This is a genomic window from Paracoccaceae bacterium (assembly GCA_012103375.1).
Lineage (GTDB): Bacteria > Pseudomonadota > Alphaproteobacteria > Rhodobacterales > Rhodobacteraceae > WLWX01.
In genome coordinates this window covers 314415-329330 of the sequence record WLWX01000001.1, presented here as the reverse complement: position 1 = coordinate 329330, position 14916 = coordinate 314415, and the positions used below count along the sequence as shown (strand labels likewise).

Here is a 14916-nt window from a genome sequence, read left to right as displayed (position 1 = left end):
CACCTCAATGCCATCATTGACCCATAAATATCCCCGCCGGAGGCATTATTCTTTTCTGCCTCACCCGATCAGCGCACGCACTTTCGCCAATGTGGTCGAATTGACCGCAACGCCGTCCTTTGCCGCAACAGCCCGCTTGCCGCCACGCCCGTCGCCGGGAAGCCGCGCGCCGTCTTGCGCGTGGATCGCCCCGACCAGTTCGGCCACGTTGCCCGCGAATCCGCCGCCCGAGGTCGCGCCGGGATCAATCGCCAGAAAGAACTGTCCGGTTTTCGGCGGCCCGCCTTTGGTGCCCGAAAACGGACTGGCGTTGATCCCCAATGTCGCACCGGTCATAGCGGCGGCCATCACCTCGACCAGCAGCGCGATCCCGACGCCCTTGTATCCCCCCGATGGCGCCATCGAGCCGGTCAGCGCCACAGCCGGATCCGTTGTCGGCTTGCCGTCCGGGTCCAGCGCCCAGCCTTCGGGGATCGGTTGACCTTCGCGGTTGTGTTTCATGATCTCGGACTTGGCGATCACGCTGGCGCTTTGGTCGATCAACACCGCCGCGCCACCCTTGCCGTCCGGCACCGCCAGCGAAAACGGGTTGGTCCCGACCACCGGCGTCTGCCCGCCCGAGGGCGCGATGGACGCAGGCGCGTTGGTGAATCCGATCCCCAGCAACCCGGCCTGCGCCAGACGATAGGTGTGATAGCCCAGCACCCCGCAGTTATAGGAATTTCGGATCGACAGTGCTGCGACGCCTTGTTCGCGCGCCAAAGGAAACAACGCCTCAAACCCTGTATCAATCGCCGCATGGGCAAACCCGGTGGCGGCATCGACGGCCACGACACCGGGTGCGGGGCGTGTCAGAACCGGCACCGCCTGCCCGTCGACCTTGGCGCACTGAACGTGCTCGGCATAGATCGGGATATAGGCAAGACCGTGGGAGGCGACACCGTCCGCCTCGGTCGCGGCCGTCGCAACGGCCAGGGGCCGGGCGTTCGCCTCGGACGTTCCGGCGGCAATCAGGGCGCGCAGGGACAGGTCTTCGATTTGTGCAAGGCTCAGCGTTTCGGTTTCAGGCATGTGGATCTCCGGTGTTAATCATTATCGCTCAGCCCCGCCCCGGCCCCCGCCAATCGCGAGGCTTCGGTGGCAGGCGCATAGGTACGCTGGGCAAAGGCGCCAAGACGGTACCAGACATCGGGTGCAAGCCGCGCACGGCTGGTGACCGGCCCGACGGCCTCGGCACTGGCGGCGGCGATGCGCACCTGTGCGGCTTTGGGCCCGGTCAGATCTTTGGGTTCAACGATTGCACCGCCGGGCCAGATATCGGCCACCGCAGGACGCAGAAGCAGCGGGCAAAGGGTTGGGCCAAGCGTCAGCGATGCTTTGGACAGGTGGTCGGCACGGTCGAGCATGGCGGCTGCGGTCGCAACCGGGCAAAGCCAGCCGCCCGATGCGGACCACATGTCACCTTCGAGCAAGGGCGCGAATCCCGCCATCGGCCGGCCGTCCAGACGTTCCAACAGCTCTGCCAGCGCGGTTGGCCCCGGCAGATTGCGCGCCGCCAGCCAACAGGTTGCGCGCGCAGCCTCATCCGCCATGCCCCAACCAAACCCGGCGCCGCGGGCAGCCTTGGTGGCCATCGCCGTCAGTTCCGAAATCGAAATGTCGATGAGTCCAGTCATGGCTTCGGATAGGTCCAGTCATCGGCCTCCTCCGCCGCCAGTTCGCCGGGATAGGGCGCATTCTGGAACATGTTGATCCGCACCCATCTGTCACTGCGCGGGTCAAAATGCCCGGCCCCGAAGAAGCTCAGCTTGCAGCGCAGCATGTCGATGGGCAGGACCGTCGCGCTGATCGTGTTGTCGCGAATCTCTCCGTAGGGTGCGGTCTGCGCGATCTGGATGCGGCGCACCATATGGCGGTGCTCGGGCCTCGCCAGCAGCAGATCCGCGATCGGCGCATCGTCAGGCCAATCCGCCAGCGCACCATACAGCACCGCTGCATCGCGCCCCGGCGCAAGGGGTTGTTCATAGTCGGCAATCGGCTCCTCAAACCGCTCACCCAGACGCGGCTCCAGCTTTTCGGCACTGACGTACCAGACCCGGGCCTGTTCGTCGCGCGCCATCCAGTCGGTCTTTAGTGCCCAGCCATAGACCTGTTCCAGCGCCCGCCGGGTGGCAGCAACCGACGCCGCCCCGTCAATCCGCGGCGCCGCGCTGCGCAGGCTCATGCCGTCGGCCAGATCATCGACAATCGCGCCATGAGGTTCCAGCATCAGCGAGACGAGCTGTTCCTGGCCTTCGCAAGACAGCTGCCCTTCGCCCCATTGGTAGAGGTCATCCCACGGCGTCAGGCCGGTCAACGGCGACGCCTTCAGATGCGCAGCCAATGCATCCAGGTCCGGGCGCAAGTCAGCCAGTTTTTCCTTCTGCAACGGATGGTCCGAATGCCACTCGGCAGCATTGGCCTGCGCGCGGGCGACCAGTTCAGCGAATTCGCGAAAACTGGACTCATCACCCGGCAGTGCCCTGACCCGGGCCAGCGCGGTTTCGCGCGCCGCAATCCAGTTGTTCAACAGCGCCGGGTGATTGACCAGATAGGGTACCATGCCCAGACCGGTCGAGTTGCCGATGCCAAGGCGCCGGGCCAGCGTGGCGGACATCGCCACGGCCTTTTCCCCGCCCCGGACGCGGGCCAGATGTTCGGCCAGTCGCCGAACAAAATCGCGGATCAGGAAAACGGTCAGCATCTCGGCCTGGAACGGGGCGGCAAATTCCGGGCGGTCACAGATCGCACGATAATCACAGGCGCCGAATTTGCCCGACCCATAGACCGCCGTGGTCCGCATGAGGTAGCCGACACGAAGGATCATATTCTCGTCCGGCTGCTGTCCGGCGGCAAGCCGATCCACCACGTGATCAAACATCCGCACCGAACGGTTGGTCCGTGACAGGGTCAGTTCCTTTTCGCTGACGCGACCCGCCTCCTGAAAGGGAACATTTTTGCGCAACCGCTCAATATCCGCGCTGGTCGGCAGGCCATCATGCAACGCATAGGTGCAATCCCAGGCCTCGGCGATGACGCGGTCGCTGCGTTGATCGGCTGGCAGGTCATGGGCGAAGGCGACCAGCGCGTAGGTGCGGGTCGGCGTTTGGGCCGTCAGCACAGCATGGCCGACACCTTTGTCGTCAATCGCAAACACCGGGCAATCGAAGGTCCAGCCTTCCGCCTTCATCCGGCGCATCAGGATGCGCATGAACGACAGGCGGCTGGCGTGAAAAGACCCCAGGCGCGCCAGGCGCATCACCTGTTCGGGTGGACGCAGGGCGACCTGCGCGGGGGCGGCTTCGGGCGTCATGCCGGGCCGAAACTGGCGTCGAAGAAACGCAGCCAGTTGTCCCCCATTATGCCCGCAACATCCCCCGCCGACAGGCCGGTGGCGCGCAAGCCATCCTCGATATTGCCGAAATCACGGTTGTCCCTGTACCATTCCGGCATCGGCGGAAAGCCTGCGTCGCTGGCTGACCCTTCGCCATAGTCTATCGCCTTGGTCCAACGCCCGACCCGCATCCATTCGACGATTGAGTCCGGCTGATCCTGACAAAGATCGCTGCCAATCCCGAGGTTCTCCGGCCCCGCCAGATCGGCAGTCCGCGCGATCATGTCGCAGAAATCCTGAAGCGTGCAGTCGGATTTGCCCTTCAGATGATGCGGATAGAGCGAGAAGCCCAGCATCCCGCCGCTTTCACCCAAGGCCTTGATAATCGTATCAGATTTGTTCCTGAGCGCCGGGTGCCAGAACGCCGGGTTGGCATGAGTGATGGCAATGGGGCGGCTGGAATGCTCGATCGCTTCCATGGTCGAGCGATCCGCAGAATGGCTCATGTCGACCACCAGACCAACGCGGTTCATCTCGGCCACAACCTGTTTGCCCATGCGCGTCAGGCCGGGGTCTTCCGCCTCATAACAGCCGGTCGCCAACAGCGACTGGTTGTTATAGCTCAGCTGCATGAAGCGCGCGCCAAGCGTGTGGTTGACCTCGACCAGGCCGATATCATCCTCGATCGGGCTGGGGTTCTGATAGCCAAAGAAGATCGCCGTCCGCCCGGTTTCCTTCGCCTTTCGCACGTCATCCCCGGTGCGGCCCTGAAAAATCAGGTCAGAGTGCAGTTCGAACCACCGATTCCATTGTTCGATGTTCAGCACGGTTTCGCGGAACACCTCGTGATAGGCGATGGTCACATGAACGGCATCAAGGCCGCCCGCTCGCATCTGGCGGAAGATTTTTTCGGACCAATTGGCATATTGCAGCCCGTCGATACGGACCGTCATTTTGGCGATCCCGCCGCGACATAGGCGGTTTTGACCGTGGTATAGAATTCGGCGGCATAGCTGCCCTGTTCGCGTGGGCCATAGCTGCTGTCGCCGCGGCCACCGAACGGGACGTGATAATCCGTGCCCGCCGTGGGCAGGTTGACCATCACGCAACCGGTGCGCGCGTTCTGGCGGAAGTGGGTGGCGCGGGCCAGATCGCGGGTGACAATGCCGGATGTCAGGCCAAAGTTGGTATCGTTGACGACACTCAGCGCTTCTTCATAACCCGATACCTTGATGACGCTTGTGGCCGGGGCGAACAGTTCTTCCCGGTTGATCTGCATGTCGTTGGTGGTGTCCGCGAAAACGGCGGGGGACATGTAATAGCCTTCGGTCGGTTGGTCGACGCGCTCGCCGCCGCAAAGCAGCGTTGCGCCTTCGGATGCGCCCAGCGCAATATTGTCCAGGTTGGCCTGAAGTTGTCCGGCGCTGACCACGGGGCCGATCTGCGTGCCCTCTGCCAGGGCGTGCCCGACCTTCATCGCCTTGGCACCGGCGACCAGCCGGCCGGTGAATTCGTCATTCACATCCGCATGGACCACAAGGCGCGAAGACGCGGTGCATTTCTGCCCTGAACCGCCGAACGCCCCGCCAAGTGCCACGGTGACGGCCAGATCTAGATCGGCATCTTCCATCACAGCCAATGCGTTTTTCGACCCCATTTCCATCTGAAGCTTGGTCAGGTTGCCGATGGCCGAAGCCGCGATCCCCTTGCCCACGGGGACCGAGCCCGTGAAGGAAATCGCGTCCACGCCCGGGCTTTCCACCAGCGCCTGACCGATGCTGCCGCCGGACCCCATGACCAGGTTGAACAGCCCCGGCGGGATATCCTGTTTGGCGATGATCTTGGTCAGTTCCACCGCCGAGGCAGGCGTCAGGTTCGCCGGCTTCCAGATCACCGCATTGCCAAAGGCCAGTGCCGGGGCAATCTTCCAGCTGGCCGTCGCGGTCGGGAAGTTCCAGGGAGAGATCACCGCTACCACCCCCACAGGTTCACGATCCACCAGCACCTCGATCCCCGGCCGGGTCGAGGCGGCGCGATCCCCAATCTGGCGCAGGCATTCGGCAGCGTAATAGGTGAAGAACTGGCCGGCGCGATAAACCTCGCCCACGCCCTCACCGCGCGGTTTGCCTTCTTCGCGCGACAAAAGTTCGCCCAGGTCAGCCGATTTTTCCATCAATTCCGTGCCGATGGCCATCAGGACGTTATAACGATGCTCGATCCCCGTCGCGGCCCAGGCGCGCTGCGCAACCTGCGCCGCCGCGATCGCGTCATCCAGCTGACCGCCCGAAGCTTGCGCGAAAAGTCCAATAATATCAGAGGTATCGGACGGGTTGACGTTCTCGATCGTGGACTCACCGTCCAGCCAATTATTGGCGATGAAGTTCTGGTTGACGGTCATCGGGCACACTCCGGTTATAAGATAGCAGGCTGGTGTTATTGCCAAACACCGCGCTTATGATAGGTTCGTTACCGCAGTTTGCCAATGACGTCTGCATTGAAATGCGGCACATCGGCAGGCCGATCCGCCAACTGGGGGTTTGGAGGGTCAGCAACCTACCTGTGTCAGGAAGCGCGATTGGAGTTTGGGCACGTGAAACGTGTAACCAGTGAACTCTGAAAGGCTTGAACCATGATACTCAGCTTCAAGAAAACCCGAATGGCCGGTGCGATGGCGCTGACCTTTGCAATGGCGGCAACCTCGCTTAATGCGGGCGGCGCGGTGCAGATGCCAGGCTATGGCCAGGCGCCTGTGGCGTCATTTGGCATCGGTCTGGCGGACCTCGTCGAGGTTAATCACAAGAACAATCGTTGGCGCGGAAAAAAGTGGTGCCGCAAGCACCCGCGACGCTGACGCGCGCTTAGCAACCGGGGTTTCGACCGTCCACGCTTCCTGCGTGGCCACCGGGGTTCCAAATGGCGCCGGCACGGATATCGTCGCCATAACGACGGCTGGTGGTACCCGCTGGCCGCCTTTGCCTTCACCGCCTATTTGCTGGATCAGCAGCATCACCACCACCACGGCAATAGCGGCTGGAGCCACATCCCACGCCGCAACATGGAGCGCCACGATGACTGGTGCGACTGGAAATACCGCAGCTACAGCCGCCGGACCAAAACGTTCCAGCCGTATCACGGGCCACGCAAGTTCTGCGATTCGCCACATGATCGGCTGTAAGGGTGTTGTTGGGTCGGGGCGCCATAGAGGGCGCCCCGACCATGGCCAAAACATTCATTCCGATCGGCGTATCTTTTGGCGCCCGATCAATCGGGCGCAGTGTTCTCTGAGACGGTCACAATCATCGGTACGTCGACATCCGGCGAAAACATCTCGCGAATTGCCGAAATATCAATCTTTCCTGACACGAGTTTTGGAAGGGTCTCGACGTGCTTCAGCACATGAACCGGAAATTCAAATTCTGTTTTGATCAAGTGCCAGTTCGCGGCGTCCAGCCCTATTTCGCGGTCTGACACAATCGCGGCACATATCCTTGGAAAGCCATCGGGCGCTTCAACGCCGACGACTGCCACAGCAGTGACGCCGTCAATCCCGAGTAAAGCCTGTTCAAGAAATCCGGGATGCAGCTTGTTGCCACCATAGTTGATGACCACCGAGCTGCGTCCGAGGATCGTCAAATACCCATCGTCCGAAACACGCCCAATATCCCCGGTAGGGAACCAACCGTCGATCAGGGCGCTACCGTTTCCGGCGTCTTTTCCGATATATCGCCCCACAATCTATGGCGTGACGCGTGCGCGGATAAGGCCTTCCTGACCAGCAGGCAACTGCACATTGTCGTCAGTGAATGCGGCTGCTTCTACACCGTCGATCACCTTGCCCACACATCGTTCTTCGGCGACGTTTTCTGTCGAGGATTTCCAGGCTATTCGGGCAACCTCGGTGGCACCATAGGACGTAACGATTTCATCGATAAGGACTTCGACCGCATCCTTGACCAGTGCGGGCGGGCAAAAGGCGCCGGTGACGCGCGCGACAGGTACGCGGGTTCTGATGGGTCGAGTTTTCAGATCATCAATGACTTCTGCCAGTAGGGCGGGTGCGATCAGAACATAGCTGGGGCAATACCGCTGTATTGCCGCGATTACAGCCGGTGAGCCGATTGTGTTGAAAAACTCCGTTTTAGGGCCTGAACGATGATTTTTCTTTCCATGCAGCCCGATCCTAAATTTTTGGCGCGGGGGGCGGCCCAAATCGCCTACATGCGCTCACGCGCAGCCATGCGCTGTCTCGTGGTCAAAGCTTTCCGACTATTTCGCTTCATAGGTTTTCGCAAGAAATCCGCGACGCTCTGATTTCGGAGTTTTTCAACACAATCAGCTGTTTGCGGGCGCATTTATAAGGACGCCCCCGGCTGCGACCGCGACCATGGTGTCAACGAAAACAGAAAGGCTGCCGCGACCGGCCGACAACAGGAATCTTTTCTGTGAGGGGAAATAGGCATCCTGCCCTTTTGTCCCAATTCTGTGCAGTATCGCACGAGCGCTGAATTCAATAAGTTTGGGTCGCCCGGTTGATCCCGAAGATGAGAATATAGCGGAAAAATCCTGCGCGATCGGCAGGCCCAGGGTTGCAATCGGTTTCTTGGGTTGGAACCACTCTTGCGAGACTGCCATCGTGGGGAGGTCGTCGACCTTGCCGCTTTTGTCAGTCAGGACGAGGTCGATCTTAACCCCGGTCGCCTTATAGATCGAAATGTCCTTACTATAGCCGACGCGGCAGCCGTTGATCATTAGCGACAATGCCAACACGAAGTTGAGATCCGGATTGTTGCAGCAAAGGCAGACGGTGCGCCGCCCGCGAACATTCTTTTTGCGCAAGACCTTCGCCGCTGAAACCACATTCCCGATCAGATCGCTGAGCGACGTCATGCCACTGTCCGAACACAGCGCCAGCGCATCGGGGTAGGAATTCGCCAGGTCGATCAGGTGACTGAAGAAGGCCTTGGGTGACTGGGTGTGTGCAGGTTTGGTTTTCAACTGTGAATGCCTGAAGCTCTCTGCCCCGAACCTGTTGCCCTACCAGCCTGATGTCAACGGCGATGGTCGGCAAGTGATACTGGGTCAACTTCCGCTTCAATGAAAAGGGCGGACCATCTGGCCCGCCCTTCCCAATTAACTGATCCGGTTTGGATCAGAATGTCATTGCGACACCAAAGTCATAGATGACTTCGTCTTCATCGTCGGAGTCTACGACACCAGCAACGAGCGAAGCGCCACCGCCGAGGTCGTGGGACGCACCCAGACCCCAAGCAACATCCCCATCATCATCCGAAGCAAAGACGGTGAAGGTCGTCGCGCCGGAGGTGAAGTCAGCTGAAAGTGCCCAGAAATCATCGCCATCCTGATCGGCAACAATACCTTGCAATGCGACCGCGCCGACATCCACACCGGCACCAAGGTACCAGCTTGTGTCGCCTTCATCATCTTCCCAACCAAGAGCGACATTGAAGGTTCCAGCGTCATACGCAACACCGACCGAGGGTCCATCTGAAATGTCCCTGTCACCATAAATGTCCCTGTCACCATCAATGTCCCTGTCACCATCAAAGCTCAGGTGAAAGCTGAGTGCGCCACCAGTATAGGAGTACAGAGCGCCAGGCGCTTCACCATTCAGATCGTAGCCAACTTCATTGTTGTCACCCAGACCGGTAAGGCCTACACCGGACACTTGACCGACAGCAGCATTTGCGGCCGAGTCGACGTCGCCCATGGCCAGCGTGTGACCGCCCTGGCTGATGAAGACCGTACCATTTTCCCCGTCATCAGCGCCCGACGCATCACCAGCACGGAAGTTGAAGCCGAAGCCCAAGCCACCATCAGTTTCGCCAGCGCCGGTGAACTGCACCCGTGCACGGCTGGTAAACTTAATGTCGTAGCTGGTAAACTTAATGTCGGAACTGTCACCCGGCGAATCGTTGTTGATCATACCCATGCGGGCGTCGCCGGACAGCGTGATGCTGTGATCGTGGCCGGTGTCGGCCATTGTGAAATCTGCCGCGGCGGCTGCGCCGACCGACAGGACCAGAGCGGTCGATGCAAGTAGAGTAGTTTTCATTTTCCACGTCCCCTTTGAGGTTTTGACAAGTCGTTGCTATCGCGACAGGGGATTCTCTCCAAGGGCGCCTTGTAGCTTTTCCGGATTCAGCGCATTGGTGCGACCCGTATGCAACACAACCACCCCTCAGACCTATGTTTTCAGGCAAAATATGGCCGAATGCCGCCGATCCGGCGTCCCGACGCCCTCAATTTTGGCATATACCATAGGGCCTTGTTAGAGGGAATCGCCTCGGATACTAAGTTCCGGGCGCGACAGGTTGGGAGCTTCGGTACATGTTAAAGCAATTGGTCCTGATGACGGCACTGGCGGGAATCACCCTGCTGCCTGCGGCCTGCGGCAAGGTCAGCCTTGGTGGTGACGGGTTTGATGGCACGGCGGGCAGCAAACGGTCCGCGTCGACACCGCGCAAATCCTCGCTTCTGGATCTGTTTGAGAATAATAAGGACGACCCCAACACCACTATTGAAGTGAACAAGTATATCTGGCGCGCGTCACTTCAGGTTCTGGATTTCATGCCCATTCAGTCGGCCGACCCTTTCTCGGGCGTATTGGTCTACGGGTTTGGCACGCCGCCGGGATCGCAGACGGAGTATCGCGCCACGGTCTTCGTGCAGGATCCGGCGCTGGATGCCCGCGCATTGTCAGTTGCCATGAACACCCGCCAGGGTCCCGCAGACCGCGCCACGATTCGCGCCATAGAAGACGCGATCCTGACCCGCGCGCGTCAGTTGCGGATTGCGGACGGGAAGCTCTAGACCCTTCGCCGACAACAACTTATCAGAAGCGCCGGGCCAAATGGTCCGGCGTTTTCACGACAAGGACCGACTGATGACCCGCTATGACCCCGCATCGGCAGAACCGAAATGGCAGGCTGCCTGGGATCAGGCGCAGACGTTTCTGGCCCGGCGGGATGAAACCCGCCCCAAGTACTATGTGTTAGAGATGTTTCCGTACCCCTCGGGACGGATCCACATCGGGCATGTGCGCAATTATACCATGGGCGACGTGGTGGCGCGGTATAAAAGGGCCACTGGCCATAACGTGCTTCACCCGATGGGCTGGGACGCTTTCGGGATGCCTGCGGAAAATGCGGCGATTGAACGGGGCGTGAACCCGGCAGACTGGACCTATGCCAACATCGCCGACATGCGCGACCAGATGAAGCCGCTGGGGCTGAGTATCGATTGGACTCGCGAATTCGCCACCTGCGACCCGGAGTATTACGGCCAGCAGCAGGCGTTGTTTCTGGATATGCTCGACGCCGGCCTGATCACCCGCAAATCGGCGGTGGTGAACTGGGATCCGGTCGATATGACCGTGCTGGCTAATGAACAGGTGATCGACGGCAAGGGCTGGCGATCAAACGCACCGGTTGAACGGCGCGAGCTGACGCAGTGGTTTTTCAAGATCAGCGATATGGCGGATGAACTGCTCGAGGCGCTGGACGGGCTGGACGACTGGCCCGCCAAGGTGCGGTTGATGCAGGCGAACTGGATCGGCAAGTCGCGCGGCGCCCAATTCACCTTCGATATTGACGGAGGCCCGGACGGGATCGACGGCATCGACGTCTATACCACCCGCCCCGATACGATTTTCGGGGCGTCTTTCGTCGGCATTTCACCCGATCATCCGCTGGCCAAAGCGCTTGCGGCGAATGACCCAAAGATCGCCGATTTCTGTGCCGCGTGTCGCAAAGGCGGCACCACGGCCGAGGCTTTGGAAAAAGCCGAGAAACTGGGCTATGACACTGGCATAAAGGCGAAACTCGGGGCCGAAGGCTTTGTCAGCGACCTGCCGGTCTACATCGCGAATTTCATTTTGATGGACTACGGCACCGGCGCAATATTCGGCTGTCCGGGCCACGACCAGCGCGACCACGAATTCGCACGGAAATACGGCCTGCCGATCATTGATACGTTTCGCCCGTTGGGCTCTGACCGCAGCGACAGCTATGTGATGCCCGAAATCCTTGCCGAACCATTCGTGCCCGCCAAGGACGAGATGGTCGAATTCATCCGCCCGACCAAAGGCCCGGATCAAATGACCGGGCAGCAGGCCATCGACTACGCAATCGAATGGTTCGAAAGCCGCGGGCTTGGCACCGGTCAGACGAACTATCGCCTGCGCGACTGGGGGCTGTCGCGGCAAAGATTTTGGGGATGCCCGATTCCCGTCGTACACTGCGACACCTGCGGCGTCGTGCCCGAGAAGAAAGAGAACCTGCCAGTCGAATTGCCCAAGGACGTGAGTTTCGACATCCCCGGCAACCCGCTTGACCGGCACCCGACCTGGCGCGATGTTCCCTGCCCCGCCTGTGGCAAGCCTGCGAAACGCGAAACCGACACGATGGACACGTTTGTCGATTCGTCCTGGTATTTCGCGCGCTTCACCTCTCCGCGCGCCGAGGTGCCGGTGGACCCTGAGGAAGCCGCCTATTGGATGAACGTCGATCAGTACATTGGCGGGATCGAGCACGCGATTCTGCACCTGCTGTACTCGCGCTTTTTTGCCCGAGCGATGCAGATCACCGGACATTTGCCGAAAACGGCGATTGAACCCTTCGACGCCCTGTTCACTCAGGGCATGGTCACGCATGAGATCTATCAGACCCGCGATGCCAAGGGCCGCGCGGTCTTTCACCTGCCCGAAGAGGTGAGCGACGGAAAGCTGGCCGATGGAACAGCGGTCGAGGTGATTCCCCCCGCCAAAATGTCGAAATCAAAGAAAAACGTCGTCGATCCGGTCGCGATCATCGACCAATACGGGGCGGACACGGCACGCTGGTTTGTCTTGTCCGATTCGCCGCCCGAGCGCGATGTCGAATGGACCGCCGCGGGCGCAGAAGCGACGCACAAGCATCTGGCGCGGGTCTGGCGGTTGGCGAATGAGATTGCCACCGCATCAGGCCCCGGCGAAGGCGACGATGACCTGATCCGCGCCATGCATCACGCAATAAACGAGGTGACCCTGGGCATCGACAGCTTCGGCTTCAACGCAGCTGTCGCACGCCTTTATGCCTTCGCGGGCGCCTTGGGGAAATCCAAGGCCGGGGCCGATGCCCGGCGCGAAGCGATGAAAGTGCTGGCGCAGCTGATGTCGCCCATGGTGCCGCATCTGGCCGAGGATATCTGGGCACTACTGGGCGGCGAAGGGCTGATTGCAAACGCCGCCTGGCCGGTCGCGGATCCGGCAATGCTGGTCTCGGATACGGTCACCTTGCCGATCCAGATCAACGGAAAGCGTCGCTCGGAAATCACGGTTGCCAAGGATATGTCCACATCCGAGGTTGAAAAGCGCGCGCTTGCCGACCAAGCTGTGCTAAAGGCCTTGGAGGGGGGGACCCCTCGCAAGCTGATCGTAGTTCCGGGACGGATTATCAATGTCGTCATTTGACCGCCGTACACTGCTCTTGTCGCTGACCGCTCTGGCGGGCTGTGGCTTCACTCCGGCGCTGGCTCCGGGCGGGTCCGCCGCGGGCCTGCGCGGGTCCATTGTCGTGGACGCCCCTGCCGACCGGCAAACCTTTGTGATGGTTCAGCATCTGGAACAGCGTCTGGGTAAACCAAACGGGGCCAGCTATCGCCTGGCGGCTGATCTGAGCGTTAGCGAACGCAACATTGGTCACGACCCTGACTATTCCACCACACGCCGCCAATTGACCGGCACGCTGAACTACAGGCTCTACCCGCTTGGCAGCGAGACTGTGGTTGCCAGTGGCAAGGTCAGCAATTTTGTCGGCTATGGCTCGACCGGGAACACGGTGGTGACCCGATCAGCCGAGGCGGATGCGCGGGATCGCCTGATGGTGATTCTTGCCGACCAGCTGGTCACACGGCTGATCGCGACTGCGCCTGACTGGCGGGCATGAAGCTAACCACACGCGACGCTGCCCCCTATTTCGCCAAACCTGACCCGACGAAGACCGGGCTTCTGATCTATGGCGGCGATGCCATGCGCGTGGCGCTGAAACGTCAGCAGGTGATCGCGGCGCTGATCGGCCCCAATGGCGACGACGAAATGCGTCTGACCCGGATTCCGGGCGGGGATCTGCGCGGCGACCCGGCGCAATTGCTGGATGCGATCAAGGCGCAGGGGTTCTTTCCCGGCCCGCGCGTTGCCTTTGTCGAAGACGCCAATGAATTCGCCGCCCCGGCCATTCTGGCCGCGCTGGAAGATTGGGCGGAAGGTGACGCGCAGATCATTGTTACTGGCGGCGCGCTGAAGCCGACCTCGAAACTTCGCAAGGCGTTCGAGGGGCATCGCAATGCCTATGCTGTCGGCATCTATGATGACCCGCCCAGTCGGGACGAGATTGCGGCGATGTTGAAAGACGCCGGGCTTGGCGCATTGGATCGGGACGCCGAATCAGCGCTGAACGCGCTGGCCAATGACCTTGACCCCGGTGATTTCCGCCAAACGGTCGAGAAGATCGGCCTTTATAAGCTAAACGACGCGACCCCGTTGATACCTGCGGAAATCGACGCCCTTGCCCCGGCTTCGGCCGAAGCGGAAATCGACGCGGTGCTGAATGCGGCCGCCGAGGGTGGATCGGCCAGGATCGGCCCGCTGCTGGCCCGGCTGGAGGCGCAAGGCACCACCCCGGTCAGCCTGTCGATCGGCGCCGCGCGCCATTTTCGCGCCCTGCACGGTGCGGCGGTGGACCCGTCGCGTGGCCTTGGCCGCGTCCCCTGGAAAGCGCGTGAACGGATGCAGCGCCAGGCAAATGCCTGGGGCATGCACCGGCTGGAACGCGCCATGGCCACATTGGTCGAGGCGGATTTGACGCTGCGCTCAGCCTCGACCGCGCCACCGATGGCGGTGATCGAACGCACGTTCATACGGTTGGCGATGATGGCCCCGCGCTGATGCTGCAGGTCATCGGCAGGCGCGCCTCACGTACATTCCGGGTTCTGTGGCTGCTGGAGGAAATCGGCGTACCCTATGAGCACCTGCCCGCCGCCCCGCATGCGCCCGAGGTTCGCGCGCTGAGCCCCTTGGGAAGAATCCCGCTGCTGGTGGATGGCGATGCGGTCATCAGCGAATCGATGGCGATTCTGACCTATCTGGCAGACAGGCATCAAGCGCTGACATTCCCGGCAGGCTCAATAGATCGCGCCCGGCAGGACGCGGTGACGCATCGCATCCTGTTTGACCTTGAGGCACCGCTTTGGACCGCCGAACGTCATACGTTCGTTCTGCCCGAAGCGCAGCGCATTGCCGCCGTCGCCGATAGCCTGCGCGCCGAGTTCACCGAAAACCTGCGCCGGTTCGCCGACCAGCTGGGAAAGGGTCCGTTCCTGATGGGGGGTAACCTCAGCATTCCTGACATTCTGGCGGGCAACATTCTGGGATGGGCCAGCCGTGCGGGATACGATCTGGGCCAGGGCGACCTGCGCGCCTATCTCGGCCGGTTACAAGACCGCCCGGCCCATCAGCGCGCAAGCGGGAAGGAATGAACCATTGGGTG

17 protein-coding genes are annotated in these 14916 nt (G+C 61.1%); 6 read left to right on the top strand and 11 right to left on the bottom strand.

Annotated elements, in window-relative coordinates; genetic code table 11:
• Positions 1–60: 60 nt before the first annotated feature.
• The 6 genes from GKR99_01705 to GKR99_01680 form a co-directional block, all read right to left on the bottom strand.
• Positions 61–1071 (bottom strand): Ldh family oxidoreductase, encoded by a 1011-nt coding sequence (locus GKR99_01705; protein NKB26332.1) that lies wholly within the window; start codon positions 1069–1071, stop codon positions 61–63.
• A 14-nt stretch (positions 1072–1085) separates the two neighbouring features.
• Complete coding sequence (locus GKR99_01700; GenBank protein NKB26331.1) at positions 1086–1664, bottom strand: DUF3726 domain-containing protein; 579 nt, start codon at positions 1662–1664, stop codon at positions 1086–1088.
• Between the two features lie 8 nt (positions 1665–1672).
• A complete protein-coding gene (locus tag GKR99_01695; protein ID NKB26330.1) occupies positions 1673–3352 on the bottom strand; it encodes a hypothetical protein in 1680 nt (559 codons plus the stop codon).
• Positions 3349–4326, bottom strand: a complete 978-nt coding sequence (locus tag GKR99_01690; GenBank protein NKB26329.1) for a membrane dipeptidase — start codon at positions 4324–4326, stop codon at positions 3349–3351. Before GKR99_01690 ends, GKR99_01695 begins: the two co-directional genes overlap by 4 nt.
• Positions 4323–5771: an aldehyde dehydrogenase family protein gene (locus tag GKR99_01685; protein NKB26328.1), complete on the bottom strand. Its 1449-nt coding sequence runs from the start codon at positions 5769–5771 to the stop codon at positions 4323–4325. The genes GKR99_01690 and GKR99_01685 overlap by 4 nt, the downstream gene beginning before the upstream one ends.
• Before the next feature lie 357 nt (positions 5772–6128).
• A complete protein-coding gene (locus tag GKR99_01680) occupies positions 6129–6440 on the bottom strand; it encodes a hypothetical protein (protein ID NKB26327.1) in 312 nt (103 codons plus the stop codon).
• Between GKR99_01680 and GKR99_01675 the strand changes: the two genes are divergently transcribed.
• Positions 6429–6548: a hypothetical protein gene (locus tag GKR99_01675; protein NKB26326.1), complete on the top strand. Its 120-nt coding sequence runs from the start codon at positions 6429–6431 to the stop codon at positions 6546–6548. The two genes, GKR99_01680 and GKR99_01675, sit on opposite strands and share 12 nt — an antisense overlap.
• 86 nt (positions 6549–6634) lie before the next feature.
• Here GKR99_01675 and GKR99_01670 read toward each other — a convergent pair whose 3' ends face one another.
• The 5 genes from GKR99_01670 to GKR99_01650 all read right to left on the bottom strand — a co-directional run bounded on the left by GKR99_01670 (position 6635) and on the right by GKR99_01650 (position 9446).
• Complete coding sequence (locus GKR99_01670; GenBank protein NKB26325.1) at positions 6635–7108, bottom strand: AMP-binding protein; 474 nt, start codon at positions 7106–7108, stop codon at positions 6635–6637.
• Positions 7109–7582, bottom strand: a complete 474-nt coding sequence (locus GKR99_01665; GenBank protein NKB26324.1) for an AMP-binding protein — start codon at positions 7580–7582, stop codon at positions 7109–7111.
• A 5-nt stretch (positions 7583–7587) separates the two neighbouring features.
• A complete protein-coding gene (locus GKR99_01660; GenBank protein NKB26323.1) occupies positions 7588–7725 on the bottom strand; it encodes a hypothetical protein in 138 nt (45 codons plus the stop codon).
• Positions 7706–8260, bottom strand: coding sequence for a hypothetical protein (locus tag GKR99_01655; protein NKB26322.1), 555 nt, complete (start codon positions 8258–8260; stop codon positions 7706–7708). The genes GKR99_01660 and GKR99_01655 overlap by 20 nt, the downstream gene beginning before the upstream one ends.
• Before the next feature lie 262 nt (positions 8261–8522).
• Positions 8523–9446 carry a porin gene (locus GKR99_01650; protein ID NKB26321.1) on the bottom strand — a complete coding sequence of 308 codons (924 nt, stop codon included), beginning with the start codon at positions 9444–9446 and terminating at the stop codon, positions 8523–8525.
• Between the two features lie 275 nt (positions 9447–9721).
• Here GKR99_01650 and GKR99_01645 point away from each other — a divergent pair, with 275 nt between their 5' ends.
• The 5 genes from GKR99_01645 to GKR99_01625 all read left to right on the top strand — a co-directional run bounded on the left by GKR99_01645 (position 9722) and on the right by GKR99_01625 (position 14905).
• A complete protein-coding gene (locus GKR99_01645; GenBank protein ID NKB26320.1) occupies positions 9722–10204 on the top strand; it encodes a DUF3576 domain-containing protein in 483 nt (160 codons plus the stop codon).
• Positions 10205–10277: 73 nt separating this feature from the next.
• Positions 10278–12842: a leucine--tRNA ligase gene (locus GKR99_01640; protein NKB26319.1), complete on the top strand. Its 2565-nt coding sequence runs from the start codon at positions 10278–10280 to the stop codon at positions 12840–12842.
• A complete protein-coding gene (locus tag GKR99_01635) occupies positions 12829–13317 on the top strand; it encodes a hypothetical protein (protein ID NKB26318.1) in 489 nt (162 codons plus the stop codon). The genes GKR99_01640 and GKR99_01635 overlap by 14 nt, the downstream gene beginning before the upstream one ends.
• Entirely contained in the window at positions 13314–14315 is a 1002-nt protein-coding gene (locus GKR99_01630) for a DNA polymerase III subunit delta (protein ID NKB26317.1), read from the top strand. The genes GKR99_01635 and GKR99_01630 overlap by 4 nt, the downstream gene beginning before the upstream one ends.
• Positions 14315–14905: a glutathione S-transferase gene (locus tag GKR99_01625; GenBank protein ID NKB26316.1), complete on the top strand. Its 591-nt coding sequence runs from the start codon at positions 14315–14317 to the stop codon at positions 14903–14905. The genes GKR99_01630 and GKR99_01625 overlap by 1 nt, the downstream gene beginning before the upstream one ends.
• Positions 14906–14916: the final 11 nt, after the last annotated feature.